The sequence below is a fragment of the Azospirillum sp. UENF 211521 genome, from assembly GCF_058780535.1.
Genome location: NZ_JBSNCF010000005.1, coordinates 247,633 through 261,962 on the forward strand (window position 1 = coordinate 247,633; position 14,330 = coordinate 261,962).

10 protein-coding genes and 1 pseudogene are annotated in these 14,330 nt (G+C 70.9%); 3 read left to right on the plus strand and 8 right to left on the minus strand.

What is annotated here, in order from left to right; genetic code table 11:
- Positions 1-32: 32 nt before the first annotated feature.
- On the minus strand, positions 33-953 hold the full coding sequence (dapA, locus tag ACWPN5_RS30325) for a 4-hydroxy-tetrahydrodipicolinate synthase (protein ID WP_492299251.1): 921 nt from the start codon (positions 951-953) through the stop codon (positions 33-35).
- Positions 954-1,092: 139 nt separating this feature from the next.
- Between dapA and ACWPN5_RS30330 the strand changes: the two genes are divergently transcribed.
- From ACWPN5_RS30330 to ACWPN5_RS30340, 3 genes are all read left to right on the plus strand, one after another.
- Positions 1,093-4,047: an FAD-dependent oxidoreductase gene (locus ACWPN5_RS30330; protein WP_492299253.1), complete on the plus strand. Its 2,955-nt coding sequence runs from the start codon at positions 1,093-1,095 to the stop codon at positions 4,045-4,047.
- Positions 4,048-4,121: 74 nt separating this feature from the next.
- Positions 4,122-4,850 carry an amino acid ABC transporter ATP-binding protein gene (locus tag ACWPN5_RS30335; protein ID WP_492299255.1) on the plus strand — a complete coding sequence of 243 codons (729 nt, stop codon included), beginning with the start codon at positions 4,122-4,124 and terminating at the stop codon, positions 4,848-4,850.
- 121 nt (positions 4,851-4,971) lie between these two features.
- Complete coding sequence (locus ACWPN5_RS30340; RefSeq protein ID WP_492299257.1) at positions 4,972-5,649, plus strand: GntR family transcriptional regulator; 678 nt, start codon at positions 4,972-4,974, stop codon at positions 5,647-5,649.
- A gap of 6 nt (positions 5,650-5,655) precedes the next feature.
- Here the strand turns inward: ACWPN5_RS30340 and xylB are convergent, their stop codons facing one another.
- The 7 genes and pseudogenes from xylB to ACWPN5_RS30375 all read right to left on the minus strand — a co-directional run bounded on the left by xylB (position 5,656) and on the right by ACWPN5_RS30375 (position 14,326).
- The gene (gene xylB / locus ACWPN5_RS30345; protein WP_492299259.1) at positions 5,656-7,131 is read right to left on the minus strand and encodes a xylulokinase; all 1,476 of its coding nucleotides are present in this window, start codon (positions 7,129-7,131) and stop codon (positions 5,656-5,658) included.
- Between the two features lie 47 nt (positions 7,132-7,178).
- A pseudogene (xylA, locus tag ACWPN5_RS30350) lies at positions 7,179-8,468 on the minus strand (xylose isomerase); the annotation flags it as partial.
- A gap of 11 nt (positions 8,469-8,479) precedes the next feature.
- Positions 8,480-9,655: a Gfo/Idh/MocA family protein gene (locus ACWPN5_RS30355; protein WP_492299261.1), complete on the minus strand. Its 1,176-nt coding sequence runs from the start codon at positions 9,653-9,655 to the stop codon at positions 8,480-8,482.
- Positions 9,656-9,668: 13 nt separating this feature from the next.
- Positions 9,669-10,724, minus strand: coding sequence for a sugar phosphate isomerase/epimerase family protein (locus ACWPN5_RS30360; RefSeq protein ID WP_492299263.1), 1,056 nt, complete (start codon positions 10,722-10,724; stop codon positions 9,669-9,671).
- Between the two features lie 79 nt (positions 10,725-10,803).
- The gene (locus tag ACWPN5_RS30365; protein ID WP_035681887.1) at positions 10,804-11,757 is read right to left on the minus strand and encodes a substrate-binding domain-containing protein; all 954 of its coding nucleotides are present in this window, start codon (positions 11,755-11,757) and stop codon (positions 10,804-10,806) included.
- A gap of 27 nt (positions 11,758-11,784) precedes the next feature.
- A complete protein-coding gene (locus ACWPN5_RS30370; protein ID WP_186466083.1) occupies positions 11,785-12,789 on the minus strand; it encodes an ABC transporter permease in 1,005 nt (334 codons plus the stop codon).
- Positions 12,767-14,326, minus strand: coding sequence for a sugar ABC transporter ATP-binding protein (locus ACWPN5_RS30375; protein WP_492299265.1), 1,560 nt, complete (start codon positions 14,324-14,326; stop codon positions 12,767-12,769). Before ACWPN5_RS30375 ends, ACWPN5_RS30370 begins: the two co-directional genes overlap by 23 nt.
- Positions 14,327-14,330 lie beyond the last annotated feature (4 nt).

The following is a 14,330-nucleotide window of genomic DNA, read 5'->3' on the forward strand; positions in this document are numbered from 1 at the left end:
TCTTGGTTGGACGGTCCAGCACTCACACCCGGTCAGCGCCCGGCCCCGGCAACGGAGGGAGCGCCCAGGGAATTGATCAGCCCGTAAGCCGCCAGATCGGCGCGCAGGGCCTCGGCGTCGCCCGCCGGCAGCGGCAGGCGCGGCGCGCGCGGCGCGCCCACGGCCAGGCCCATCATGCCCAGCCCGGCCTTCGACGCGGCGACGTAGCGGTGGCCGCCGACCCAGCGGACGATCGGCAGCATCTTCTTGTAGAGCGCCAGCGCCTGATCCTTGTCGTTGTGGTCGGCCACCAGCTCGAACAGCCGGGCCGAATCGCGCGGGATCAGGTTGGAGCAGACGGCGACCCAGCCCTGGGCGCCAAGCCAGAAGGATTCGTAGCCGAGGATGCCGGCGAACACCGTCATGCGGTCGCCGCACAGCTCGATGATGTCGCGGACCCGCGTCACCTCCAGCGTCGATTCCTTGATGTAGAGCACGTTGTCGATCTCGCTCAGCCGCGCGACGATCGGCGGGGTGAGGTCGACGTTGGCGGTCGCCGGGTTGTTGTAGATCATCACCGGCAGCGAGATCGCCTCGCCGATGCGGCGGTAATGCTCGAACAGCTCGTCGGGGGTCGGGGAACTGTAATAGGGCGGGATCACCATGATCCCGTCGGCCCCCATCCGCTCCGCTTCCTTGGCGTGGGCGACGGCGTCGCGGGTCCATTCCGCGCCGGTGCCGATCAGCACGGGCACGCGGCCCGCCGATTCCTGCACGCAGATCTCGATGACCTGGGCCCGCTCCTCCGGGGTCATCGACAGGAACTCGCCGGTGCTGCCGAGCGGGATCAGTCCGTGGATGCCCTGCTCGATCTGCCAGTTCACCAGCTTCTTGAGGGCCGGAACGTCCACAGCGCCGCCGTCGGCGGTGAAGGGGGTGATGAGAACCGTGTAGGTGCCGCGCAATGCCGTCATGGGTTCCCCCAAGCTCCTGCCTAATTTTTGACCTTGCCTAAATACTACTCGTATACTATCTGTATACAGGAATCCAGCGCATTTTGACGCACCCTCAAAAAGCCGCTTCCCACCGCAATCCGGACACAGCCGCCCGCCCATGCGCCTCGAACATCCCAACGTCCGCCGCGACGGCGCCCTCATCGAGATCACCTACGACGGCGAGCGGATTCCCGCGCTGGCCGGGGAGACCGTGGCGGCCGCCCTGGCGGCGCACGGCGTCGCCGCCTACCGCCACACCCGCGACGGCGGGCGGCGCGGCCTCTATTGCGGGATGGGCGCCTGCTTCGAGTGTCTGGTGACGGTGGACGGCAAGGCGAGCCAGCGCGCCTGCCTGACCAAGGTGGCCGAGGGGCAGGTCGTCCGTTCGCAGCCGCCGGCCGGCACCGCCGCCGATCCGCTGGCCCCGCTGGTGCCGCCGCCCGATGGCGCGGCGCCGGAGGAGCGGACGCCCGACCTGCTGGTGCTCGGCGCCGGCCCGGCCGGTCTGGCGGCGGCGGAAGCGGCGGCGCGGCGCGGCGCCGACGTGGTCGTGCTCGACGAGCGGCCGCAGAGCGGCGGCCAGTATTTCAAGCCACTCGCCCCGTCGCACCGCGCCGACCGGCCGACCGACCACCAGTTCCGCGCCGGCCGCGCCCTGGTCGATGCGGCGCGGCTGGCCGGCGCGACGATCGTCCAGGAGGCGACGGTGTGGGGCGCCCACGCCCCCGACGAGGTGGTCGCCGTCGTCGCCGGGCGCGAGACCGTCTACCGGCCGCGCCGGCTGGTGATCGCCAGCGGCGCCTACGAACGGCCGGCGCCCTTCGCGGGCTGGACGCTGCCCGGCGTGATGACCACCGGGGCCGGGCAGACCCTGGCGCGCGCCTACCGGGTGGCGCCCGGCCGCCGGGTGGTGATCGCCGGCAACGGCCCGCTGAACCTGCAACTGGCCTGCGAACTGGTCGAGGGCGGCGTCACCGTCGCCGCCGTGCTGGAAAGCGCGCCGCGCCCGTCGCCCGCCCAGTGGCGCGCCCTGTGGACGGCCGTGCGCTCGGCCCCCGGCCTGATCGGCGACGGCGCCCGCTATCTGCTGCGGCTGCGGCGCGCCGGGGTGCCGGTGCTGTGGTCGCACGGGGTTGTCGCGGCGGAGGGTGTGGAGCGTCTGGAGGGCGTGCGCTACGCCCCGCTCGGCGCCGACGGCGCGCCGCGGCTGGCCGAAGCCGTCTCCGTTCCCGCCGACGCGCTGTGCCTGGGCTACGGCTTCATTCCCTCCACCGAGATCGCCCGCGCGCTCGGCTGCGCCCATCGGCTGGTCGACCGCCATCTCGGCTACCTCGCCACCGAGACGGCGGAGGACGGCGCCACCAGCCTGCCCGGCGTCTTCGCGGTCGGCGACGGCGTCGATCTCGGCGGGTCGAAGGTGGCGCAGGCGCGCGGAACCCTCGCCGGGATCGCCGCCGCCGCCCAGCTCGGCTTCGTCGACACCGACCCGGAGCAGGGCCGGCGGGCGCGGACCGACCTGCGGCGGGCCGAGGGCTTCCAGGCCGCGCTGTGGTCGATCTACCAGGCACCGCCGCCGCGTCTCGACGCCGTGCCCGACGAGGCGACGCTGTGCCGCTGCGAGGAGGTCACCTTCGGGCAGGTACGCGCCGAGATCGCCGCCGGCCATGACAGCCTCGCCGCGCTGAAGCGCAACACCCGGCTCGGCATGGGGCGCTGCCAGGGCCGCTACTGCGCCGCGACCGCCGCCCTGCTGCTGGAGCAGGCCACCGGCCGGCCGCGCGCCGCCGAGCAGTATCTGGCGCCACGCCTGCCGGCCAAGCCGACCCCGGCCGGCGCCTTCGCCTTCGAGAAGCCGGAGTGGGGCGGCCACCAGCGCGCCATCACCCCCAACCTCGCCCGCCCGCTGGAGGACGGCCCGCTGCCCGACCAGGAGGCCGAGAACCTGATCGTCGGCGGCGGCGTGGTCGGCGCCTGCCTCGCCTACTACCTGACCCAGGCCGGCCGCGACGTGCTGGTGGTCGAGCGCGGCGACACCAACCTGCAGGCGTCGGGGGCCAACGCCGGCAGCCTGCACGTCCAGCTCCTGTCCTTCGACTTCGGCGCCAAGGCCGAGGCGGGCGGCGGTCCGGCGGCGGCGACTCTGGCGCTCGGCCCGCGCTCCATCGCGCTGTGGCGCGACCTGGAGCGCGCCTGCGGCGTCGATTTCGAGCTGGCCGTCACCGGCGGCCTGATGGTCGCCGACAGCCCGGCCGGCATGGACTTCCTGCGCGCCAAGGCGGCTCTGGAGCGGCGCTACGGCGTCGAGAACGCCATCATCGACGCGGCCGAACTGCGCCGTCTCGCCCCCGCCCTGTCGCACGATCTGGTCGGCGCCGAATACGCCCCGCAGGAGGGCAAGATCAACCCGCTGCGCGCCACCTACGCCGTGCTGGAGCAGGCGCGCCGCCAGGGCGCCCGCTTCCTGCGCGGGGTCAACGTCACCGGCATCGCCGCGGCCCCGGCGGTCGAGGGCGGCGGCTGGCGGGTGGAGACCCCGCGCTGCCGCATCCGCGCCAAGCGGATCATCAACGCCAGCGGCCCCTGGGCGCGCGAGACCGGGCGGCTGGTCGGCATCGACGTGCCGGTGCACAGCGCGCCGCTGCAGATGATCGTCACCGAGCCGGCGCCCAAGCTGGTCAGCCAGCTCGTCGCCCACGCCGACCGCCATCTCAGCCTGAAGCAGGCGGTCACCGGCGGGCTGATCATCGGCGGCGCCTGGACCGCCGTCTTCGACCCGGCGCGCCGCTTCAACACGGTGTCGCGCTCCAGCATCGAGGGCAACCTGTGGGTCGCCCGCCATGTCCTGCCGCAGATCGCCGGGCTGCATGTGGTGCGCGCCTGGGCGGCGATGAACATCAACATCGACGGCGCGCCGATCATCGGCCCGGTGCCGGGGTTGCCCGGCTTCTTCAACACGGTGACGTCGAACGGCTACACGCTGGCCCCGGTCGTCGCCCGCATGACCGCCGACCTGCTGCTCGACGGCCGGACCGACATCGACCCGACGCCCTTCCTGCTCGACCGGTTCCGCTGACGCGTCCGCCGAACCGCCCCCGTCCTTCAACGCCCGGCGCCGCAGCGGCGCCGCCCATCCGCAAGAGAAGCCGCATGATCGCCATCGAGAACGTCAGCAAGCACTACGGCACCTTCCAGGTCCTGAAGAACTGCACGACCACCGTGCGGAAGGGAGAGGTCGTGGTGGTCTGCGGCCCCTCCGGCTCGGGCAAGTCGACGCTGATCAAGTGCGTCAACGGGCTGGAGCCCTTCCAGTCCGGCCGCATCCAGGTGGACGGCATCGACGTCGGCGGGCGGAGCACCAACATGACGGCGCTGCGCGCTCGCGTCGGCATGGTGTTCCAGAATTTCGAGCTGTTCCCCCACCTGACCATCATGCAGAACCTGACCCTGTCGCAGCGCAAGGTGCTGGGCCGCGCGACGGCGGAGGCCGAGGCCAAGGGCGAGGCGCTGCTGAGGCGGGTCGGGCTGGGCAATCAGGCGCACAAGTTCCCCGGCCAGCTCTCCGGCGGGCAGCAGCAGCGCGTCGCCATCGCCCGCGCGCTGGCGATGGACCCGATCGCCATCCTGTTCGACGAGCCGACCTCCGCGCTCGACCCGGAGATGATCAACGAGGTGCTCGACGTCATGGTCGAGCTGGCCAACGAGGGCATGACGATGATCTGCGTTACCCACGAGATGGGCTTCGCCCGCAAGGTCGCCCACCGGGTGATTTTCATGGACCATGGCAGCATCATCGAGGACTGCACCAAGGCCGAGTTCTTCGAGACCCAGCGCTCGGAGCGCGCCACCCAGTTCCTCGCCAAGATTTTGCAGCATTGAGGCCAGCACCGAGGGCGCCGCGCCGCATCCCGCCATCCGGATGGATCGTCAAGAAGCTTTGCAGGACAACGATTCGTCTGCTTTGTTAGAGAGAAATCAGCGTCAGGTGGCAGGACTTGGTATGAGCACGGACATGGACAGCCCGAAAACCGCGAGCCCGGCCGCCGCCGGCGTGAATCTGGCGAGCATGGCCTACCGGACCATCTTGGAGATGATCCTCGACCGCCGCATCCCCAGCGGCGAGGTGATCGTCGAGGATCGGCTAGCCACCGCGCTCAGCATCTCGCGCACGCCGATCCGCGAGGCGCTGGTCCGGCTGGCCAGCGAAGGGCTGATCCGCAAGGAGTTCAACCGCCCCTACCGGGTGCGCGAGGTCTCCAACCGCGAGTATTTCCAGAGCATGCGCCTGCGCGAGATCCTGGAGGGGGAGGCGATCGCCGCCGCCGCGTCGCGGATCGACCCGGCCCGCCTGCAGGCGGTGAAGGCGGAGATGCTGCGGCTGCGCGACGAGCCCAAGATCCGCTTCGAGGACCATTGGGCGGCCGACGAGGAGCTGCACACCCTGATCGCCGAGGCGTCCGGCAACGCGGTGCTGGCGCAGATCATCCGCGACCTGCGGGTGACCACCCGCCTGTTCGAACTGTCGGGCCTGCCGTCGCGCATCCGTCCGGACTGCGATGAGCATCTCGATGTCATCGCCGCCCTGGAAACCGGCGACCCGGCGCAGGCCCGCGCCGCCATGGAGGGGCACATCCGCAGCCTCGCCAAGGACGTGCTCGGCGAGATCGCCAAGAGCTGAGAAGCCTCAGACCCCGTCCGCCTCGCGGAAGGCCGCGCCGAGGTCGCCGTAGAGGCGGCGGAACAGGCGGCGGCGTGGCGCCAGGGCGGCGGCCAGGGCCGGGTCCGGCTCCACGGTGTGGCGGATCTCCAGGGGCTGGCAGACCGCCTCGGGTTCCTCGCCGGTCACCGCGAGGCGCGCCAGACGGGCCGCCCCGAAGGCCGGGCCGACCTCGCACCCCGCCGGGTAGTCGAGCGGCCGGCCGAGCGCGCTCGCCAGGATGCGGCCCCACAGGGCGCTGCGCGCGCCGCCGCCGATCACCAGGAAGCGCTCGACGCGCCCGCCGGCCTCTTCCAAGGCGTCCAGCCCGTCGGCGAAGGCGAAGGCCACCCCCTCCAGCACCGCGCGGGCGAGCGCCCCGCGGTCGGTGTCGTGGGTCAGGCCGAAGAGGACGCCCTTGGCGTGCGGGTCGTTGTGCGGCGTGCGCTCCCCCGACAGATAGGGCAGGAAGACCAGCGCGCCGGGATCGCCGCCGTGAGATTCCGCCTCGCGCAGCAGCGCCGCCTCGTCCGCGGCACCGGTCAGGCGGGCGGCGAAGGACAGGCAGCTCGCCGCGCTCAGCATCACCGACATCTGGTGCCAGCGGCCGGGCAGGGCGTGGCAGAAGGCGTGCACCCCGCGCTCGGGGTTGGGGGCGAAGCGGTCGCCGCTGACGAACAGCACGCCCGAGGTGCCCAGCGACAGGAAGGCGCTGCCCGGCGCCACCACACCGACCCCCACGGCCCCGGCCGCGTTGTCCCCGGCCCCGGCCGCCACCACGGTCCCCGGCGGAACGGCCCAATCGGCGGCGACCTCCGCCCGCAATGTGCCGGTGGGCTGGCATCCTTCGTACAGCGTCGGCATGTGCGCCTCGCCGAGCCCCGTGGCGGCCAGCAGTTCGTCCGACCACGCGCGCCGGCCGACATCCAGCCACAGCGTGCCGGCGGAATCCGACAGGTCGGAGGCGTGGTCTCCGGTCATGCGCAGGCGCAGCCAGTCCTTGGGCAACAACACCTTGGCGGTCGCCTTGAACAAGTCCGGCTCGTGCGCGGCGACCCACAGCAGCTTGGGCGCGGTGAAGCCGGGCATGGCGCGGTTCCCGGCGATGGCGCGCAGGCTGGGGGCGCGGCGCTCCAACTCCGCGCATTCGGCGCCGCTGCGCCCGTCGTTCCACAGGATGGCCGGGCGCAGCACGCGGTCCTGCCGGTCGAGCAACGTCGCTCCGTGCATCTGCCCCGACAACCCGATCCCCCGCACCGCCGCCATCGCGTCGGGATGGGCGGCGCGCAGGCCGGCGACGGCGCGTCCGGTGGCGGCCCACCAGTCTTCCGGGTCCTGCTCCGACCACAGCGGGTGCGGGCGGCTGACCTCCAGCGGCGCGGTGGACTGGCCGACGAGGCGTTGCGCCGCGTCGACCAGCACCGCCTTGACGCCGGACGTCCCCAGGTCGATGCCGAGATACATGGAGCCTCCCCCCAATCAGCCGGCGGCCTCAGAACGAGACGGTTCACCAGATTTTCCAGCATCTCCTGCCGGCCCGAGCGTGGCCGGGGATCGAGGCCGAGGCCGGCGTCCGCCGCGCCGGCCAAATCCAGCCCGCCGAGGAGCCTTTGCCCGAGATCGCCCTTCCAGCCGGCGTAGCGCTCCGCGCGCAAGTCTCGCAGCCGGCCGTCCTCGACGAGGCGCGCCCCGGCGAGCAGCGCGCGGGCCAGCGTGTCGATGCCGCCGACATGGGCGTGCAGCAGGTCGTCGGGCTCGACGCTCTGGCGCCGGATCTTGGCGTCGAAGTTGAAGCCGCCGTTGGTGAATCCGCCGGCCTCCAGGATGCGCGCCATGGGCAGAGCCAGTTCCACATGGTCGTTGGGGAACTGGTCGGTGTCCCAGCCGTTCTGCGGGTCGCCCCGGTTCATGTCGATGGAGCCGAAGACGCCCAGCGCCAGCGCCGTCGCCACCTCGTGCTCGAAGCTGTGGCCGGCCAGCGTGGCGTGGTTGACCTCGATGTTGACGGCGACCTCCTTCTCCAGCCCGTAGCGCTTCAGGAAGCCGTAGACCGTCGCCACGTCGTGGTCGTACTGGTGCTTGGTCGGCTCCATGGGCTTGGGCTCGATCAGGATGGTGCCGGTGAAGCCGATCCTGTGCTTGTGCTCGACCACCATCGTCAGGAAACGGCCGAGCTGGTCGAGCTCGCGCGCCATGTCGGTGTTGAGCAGCGTGTCGTAGCCCTCGCGCCCGCCCCACAGCACGTAATTGACGCCGCCCAGCCGGTGCGTCGCCTCCAGCGCGTCGCGCACCTGCGCCGCGGCGCAGGCGAAGACCTCCGGGTCGGGGTTGGTGGCCGCGCCGGCCATGTAGCGGGGGTGCGAGAACAGGTTGGCGGTGCCCCACAGCAGCTTCACGCCGCTGCGCTCGATGCAGCCCTGCAGCCGCTCGGTCAGGCGGGCGAAGGTGGCCTGGGTTTCCCGCAGCGAGCCCATCTCGGGCGCAACGTCGCGGTCGTGGAAGGTGAAGAAGGGCGCGCCGAGCTTTTCGAACAGCTCGAATGCCACGTCCATCTTCGCCTCGGCCAGCGCCACCGGATCGCCGCTGCCCATCCAGGGCCGGTCCAGCGTGCCGCCGCCGAAGGGATCGGAGCCGGGCCAGCAGAAGCTGTGCCAGTAGCAGACGGCGACGCGCAGGTGATCGGCCATGCGCTTGCCCAGGACCATGCGGTCGGGGTCGTACCAGCGGTAGGCGAGCGGGGTGTCGCTGTCCGGCCCCTCGTAGCGGATGCGCTCGACGCCGGTGAAATAGGCTTCGGTCATGACAAATCCTTTCAAAGCTCGACCCAGGCGGCGTCCCGGCGGCTCGATTCCACGGCGGCGTGGATGAAGCGCACGCCGCGTACGCCGTCCCGGACGGTGGGGACAAGGGCGGCCGGTGCACCGGCGGCGGCACCGCCCATGCGGGCGACGATCAGGTCGGCGGCGTCGCGGTAGATCTGGGCGAAGCCTTCCAGATAGCCTTCGGGATGGCCCGACGGGATGCGCGTGGCGTGCGCCGCCGCTCCGTCCGATCCGGGGCCGCCGCGGGTGATGGTGCGCGGCGGCTCGCCGAGCGGGCTGTAGCGCAGGTGGTTCGGCTGCTCCTGGAACCACTCCAGCCCGCCCTTGTCGCCGTAGACGCGCAGGCGCAGCCCGTTCTCGTGGCCGGGCGCCACCTGGCTGGCCCACAGCATGCCGCGCGCGCCGTTGCCGAAGCGCAGCATCATGTGCGCGTTGTCGTCGAGCCGGCGCCCCTCCACGAAGGCGGTCAGGTCGGCGGCGACCCGCGTGCAGCGCAGGCCGGTGACGAACTCCGCCAGTTGGAAGGCGTGGGTGCCGATGTCGCCGACGCAGCCGGCGATGCCGCTGCGCGCCGGGTCGGTCCGCCATTCCGCCTGTTTCTGCCCGCTCTCCTCCAGCCGGGTGCTCAGCCAGTCCTGCGGGTATTCGACCTGAACGACGCGGAGGGCGCCGAGATCGCCGGCCGCCACCATGGCGCGGGCCTGCCGCACCATCGGGTAGCCGGTGTAGTTGTGGGTCAGCGCGAAGACGAGGCCGCTGCGCTCCACCGCCGCCGCCAGATCCTCCGCGTCCTCCACCGTGGTGGTCAGCGGCTTGTCGCAGATGACGTGGATGCCCGCCTCCAGGAACGCCTTGGCGGCGTCGTGGTGCAGGTGGTTGGGCGTGACGATGCTGACCACGTCGATCCCGTCGTCGCGCGCCGCCTCGGCCCGCGCCATCTCCGCGAAGCTGGCGTAGCAGCGCTCCGGCGGCAGGAACAGGTCGGCGCCGCTGGCCCGCGCCCGCTCGGGATCGGAGGAGAGCGCCCCGGCCCGCAGCTCGTAACGGTCGTCGAGGCGGGCGGCGATGCGGTGCACCGCTCCGATGAAGGCGCCCCGTCCGCCGCCGACCATGCCCAGGCGCAGCCGGCGGTTCGGCCCGGAGGCCGTCTTCCCTTCGATGGTCATGCTTCCCTCCCGCTCAGCCGATGCCGAGCATGCGCCGGTTGGCCGCTTCGTCGGTGCCGGCCCCGGCGAAGTCGTCGAAGGCCTTCTCGGTCACTCGGATGATGTGCGCGTCGATGAATTGCGCGCCTTCGGCGGCCCCCTGCTCGGGGTGCTTCATGGCGCATTCCCACTCCAGCACCGCCCAGCCGTCGAAGCCGTACTGGGTCAGCTTGGAGAAGATGCCGCCGAAATCGACCTGCCCATCGCCGAGCGAGCGGAAGCGCCCGGCCCGGTCGATCCAGGGCTGGTAGCCGGAATAGACGCCCTGGCGCGGGGACGGGTTGAACTCCGCGTCCTTGACGTGGAACATCCTGATCCGCTCGTGATAGACGTCGATGTAGCCGAGATAGTCGAGCTGCTGCAGCACGAAGTGGCTGGGGTCGTAGAGGATGTTGCAGCGCGGGTGGTTGCCGACGCGCTCCAGGAACATCTCGAAGGTGGCTCCGTCGAACAGGTCCTCGCCGGGATGGATCTCATAGCAGAGGTCCACCCCCGCCGCGTCGAAGGCGTCGAGGATCGGCCGCCAGCGCCGCGCCAGCTCGTCGAAGGCCGTTTCGATCAGCCCCGCCGGGCGCTGCGGCCAGGGGTAGACGTAGGGCCAGGCCAGCGCGCCGGAGAAGGTGACGTGCGCCGTCAGCCCGAGGTTCGCCGACGCCTTGGCCGCCATCAGCAGCTGGTTGACCGCCCATTCCTGGCGGGCCTTCGGGTTGCCGCGCACCTCCGGTGCCGCGAAGCCGTCGAACGCCTCGTCATAGGCCGGGTGCACGGCGACGAGCTGCCCCTGGAGATGGGTGGACAGCTCGGTGATCTGCACGCCGGCCTCGGCCAGCACGCCCTTCACCTCGTCGCAGTAGCCTTTGCTCTCGGCGGCCTGGGCGAGGTCGAACAGGCGGCCGTCCCAGGACGGGATCTGCACGCCCTTGAAGCCCAGCCCGGCGGCCCAGGCGCTGATGGCCGGAAGGCTGTTGAACGGCGCCGCGTCCCCCGCGAATTGCGCGAGGAAGATCGCCGGCCCCTTGATCGTCTTCATGGTGGGTCTCCCCATGAGTGTGCGGGTGTCCCCTCCACCGCCGAAGGCGGGGGAGGGTTTAGGGAGGGGGCAGTCGCACTTAGAACGGCGAGTCCGGGTAGTAGTATTTCGCGGCGTTCTCCGGGGTCACCAGCGTCGCCTCGATGATGTATTCCTTCTGGATCGGCGCCTTCTCCACCAGATGCTTGGCGGTGATCTCCATGGCCTCGGCGATCATCGCGGGCGGGTAGAGGACGTCGGCGGGGACCAGCACGTCCTTGTCCATGACGCGCTTGATCATGTCCTTCATGCCGGCGCCGCCGAGGATGAACATCTCCTTCTCGCGGCCGGCCTGCTTGACCGCCTCGATGACGCCGAGCGCGATGTCGTCGTCCTGCGCCCACACCGCGTCGATCTTCGGGAAGCGGGACAGGAAGTCCTGCATCACCTTGAAGCCGTCATCGCGGTTCCAGTTGGCGTACTGCATGCCCAGCACCTTGATCTGGGTGCCCTCGATCTCCTTCATGAAGGCGTCGACGCGCTGGTTGTCGATCACGGTCGGGATGCCGCGCAGCACCACGATGTCGCCCTTGCCGCCCATCTTCTCCTTCATGAACCGGGCGGAGACCTCGCCCATCTGCGGGTTGTTGCCGGCGACGTAGAGGTCCTGGATGGACGGGTCGGTCAGGCCGCGGTCCACCACCGTGACGAACTTGCCGGCCTGCTTGACGGCGCGCACGGGGTCGGTCATCGGCGCGGATTCGAAGGGCAGGATGACCAGCGCGTCGATCCGCTGCACCGAGACCAGATCCTCCAGGTCGTTGGCCTGACGCCCGACGTCGCGGGCGGTGACGATCACCACGTCGAGGTTCGGGTACTGCTTCTCCAGCCGCTTCTCGGCCTGCTGGGCGTGCCAGTTGAGGCCGCCGGCCCAGCCGTGCGTCGCGGCGGGGATGGACACGCCCATCTTGATCTTCTGCTGCGCCCAGCCGGCGACCGGCGCCACCATCAGGCCCGCGGCCAGCGCCGCGGCCAGACCGAAACGGAACGTCATGGTCGATTCCTCCCTCTTCGTATTATTTCAGCGACGCGCCGCGGTTCCCCGTTGCAGGAGCACCGCGACGATGATGATCACCCCCTGGATGGTGCCGTTCAGGTAGACGCTGATGGCGCCGGTCAGGTTGAGGATGTTGTCGATCAGCGTGAGCATCACGGCGCCCACCACCGTGCCCCAGATGCGGCCGTAGCCGCCCTTCAGCATGGTGCCGCCGATGATGACGGCGGCGATGGCCTCCAGCTCCCACAGCAGGCCCGTGGTGGCCGAGGCCGATCCCAGCCGCGGCACGTAGATCACCACCGCGATGGCGACGCAGATGCCTTGCAGCACGAAGGCCAGCAGCTTGACCCGGTCCACGTTGATCGCCGAATAGCGCGCCACGTCCTCGCTGGAGCCGATGGCGGCGCAGTAGCGGCCGAAGCGCGTGCGGTACATGATCAGCGCGCCGATCAGCGCCACCACCGCGAAGGCCAGGATCGGGTAGGAGATGCCGAAGACGCCGCCGTAATAGACGGGCCGGTAGATCGTGCGGATCTCCGAATTCAGCGACAGCGTGCCGCCGTCGGCGATGTAGGTGACCAGGGATCGGAAGATGCCCATCGTCCCCAGCGTGACGATGAACGCCTCCATCCTCCCCTTGGTCACCAGCAGCCCGTTGACCAGCCCCGCCGCCAACCCGAGCCCCAGCGCCACCAGGACGCCGACCAGGATGACCGGCAGTCCGGCGCCCATGGAGCCGACCAGCGCGTTCATCACCACGATCATGACGCCCGACGCGAAGGCCGCCAGCGAGCCGACCGACAGGTCGATCCCGCCGGCGGTAATGACGAAGGTGGCCCCGACCGCGATGATGCCGATGAAGGCGGTGCGGGTCAGCACGTTGCCGATGTTGCCCGGGCTGAGGAACACCGGGTTGACGATGGTGCCCAGCACGATCAGCGCGGCCAGCGCCAGGAACGGCCCGTAGAGTTTCAGATCGAAGCCGGAGGAGGGCTTCCGCGCGGCCTCAGGCATGACCGACGGCGTCATGCGCGTCTCCTTTTGATGTGAAGCCCTTCAGACCATCGACCGTGCGGCCCTTCAGGCCGGTGGCGTAGCGGACGATCTCGCCCTCCTCGACCTCGTCATCCTCCAGGATGCCGGTCACCACGCCGGAGCGCATGACCACCACCCGGTGCGACAGCCCGATGATCTCGGGCATTTCCGAGGAGATGAGGATCACCGACCCGCCCCGGCGGGCGAACTCGTGCAGGAACTGGTAGATCTGCTGCTTGGTCCCGATGTCGATGCCGCGCGTCGGCTCGTCCACGATCAGGATTTCCGGATCGACCTGCATGGTCTTGGCCAAAAGCAGCTTCTGCTGGTTGCCGCCGCTCAGGCTGCCGACCGGCACGTCCAGCGTCCGGACGCGGATGTCGAACTCCGTCACCGCGCGCTCCAGCGCCGCGGCCTCCCGCCGCTCGTCGACGAAGACCCGGCCGTAGCGGTCCAGCGCCAGCAGCGTCAGGTTCGGCTGCAAGCCCTTGGCGAGCAGCAGGCCCTTGCCCTTGCGGTCCTCGGTCAGGTAGGCGATGCCGGCGGCCACCGCGTCCTCCAGGCGGCGGACGCGCAGCGGCTCCCCGTTGCGGGACAGCGTGCCGGCGGTGCGGCGGCGCAGGCCGAGCAGCCCCTCGGCCAGCTCGGTCCGCCCGGCGCCGATCAGCCCGGCGAAGCCCAGGATCTCACCGCGGCGCAGGTCGAAGCCGGCGCCCCGCACCCAGCCGGGAACGTCGATCCCCAGCGCCTCCAGCACCACGGGCGCGTCCGGCGCCGGCGGCGTCTTGGACGGGAACAGGTCGCTGATCGCCCGCCCGACCATCAACTGGGCGATGCCGTCCTCCGTCAATTCGGCGGTCGGGCGGGTGGCGATGTGGTGGCCGTCGCGCAGAACGGTGACCCGGTCGGTGATGGCCCGCACCTCGTCCAGCTTGTGGGAGGTGTAGACGATCCCCACCCCCTGGTCGCGCAGCCGGCGGATCAGGCCGAACAGCACGGCGGATTCGGTACCGGTCAGCACCGCCGTGGGCTCGTCCATGATGAGGACGCGGACCTCGCGCGACATCGCCTTGGCGATCTCGACCATCTGCCGCTCCGACACGGCGAGGTCGCGCACCCTTGTGCGCGGGTCCACCGGGCATTCCAGCTCCGCCAGGACGGCGCGGGACCGCTCGCGCATGGCGCGCTTGTCGAGGAAAGGGCCGCGCCGCAGCTCGCGCCCGAGAAAGATGTTCTCCTCGACCGTCAGATGTTCGGCGAGGTTGAATTCCTGGTGGATCAGCACGACGCCCGCCGCCTCGGCGGTGCCGATGCCGGAAAAGCTCATCGGGCGCCCATCTACGCGCACGGCGCCCGAGGTCGGCTGGTGAAAGCCGGACAGGATCTTCATCAGCGTCGATTTGCCGGCCCCGTTCTCGCCGACCAGGGCGTGCACCTCACCGCGCTGGACGGTGAAATCCACCCCATGGAGGACCTCGACGGGCCCAAAGCTCTTCGTGACGCCGAACGCTGCCAAAAGCGGCTCGGCCATGGGG

What these genes read in the sequence shown, in the direction of transcription:
- dapA (WP_492299251.1), bottom strand. Translation starts at nt 953, where the DNA reads ATGACGGCATTGCGCGGCACCTACACGGTTCTCATCACCCCCTTCACC.
- ACWPN5_RS30330 (WP_492299253.1), top strand. Translation starts at nt 1,093, where the DNA reads ATGCGCCTCGAACATCCCAACGTCCGCCGCGACGGCGCCCTCATCGAG.
- ACWPN5_RS30335 (WP_492299255.1), top strand. Translation starts at nt 4,122, where the DNA reads ATGATCGCCATCGAGAACGTCAGCAAGCACTACGGCACCTTCCAGGTC.
- ACWPN5_RS30340 (WP_492299257.1), top strand. Translation starts at nt 4,972, where the DNA reads ATGAGCACGGACATGGACAGCCCGAAAACCGCGAGCCCGGCCGCCGCC.
- xylB (WP_492299259.1), bottom strand. Translation starts at nt 7,131, where the DNA reads ATGTATCTCGGCATCGACCTGGGGACGTCCGGCGTCAAGGCGGTGCTG.
- ACWPN5_RS30355 (WP_492299261.1), bottom strand. Translation starts at nt 9,655, where the DNA reads ATGACCATCGAAGGGAAGACGGCCTCCGGGCCGAACCGCCGGCTGCGC.
- ACWPN5_RS30360 (WP_492299263.1), bottom strand. Translation starts at nt 10,724, where the DNA reads ATGAAGACGATCAAGGGGCCGGCGATCTTCCTCGCGCAATTCGCGGGG.
- ACWPN5_RS30365 (WP_035681887.1), bottom strand. Translation starts at nt 11,757, where the DNA reads ATGACGTTCCGTTTCGGTCTGGCCGCGGCGCTGGCCGCGGGCCTGATG.
- ACWPN5_RS30370 (WP_186466083.1), bottom strand. Translation starts at nt 12,789, where the DNA reads ATGACGCCGTCGGTCATGCCTGAGGCCGCGCGGAAGCCCTCCTCCGGC.
- ACWPN5_RS30375 (WP_492299265.1), bottom strand. Translation starts at nt 14,326, where the DNA reads ATGGCCGAGCCGCTTTTGGCAGCGTTCGGCGTCACGAAGAGCTTTGGG.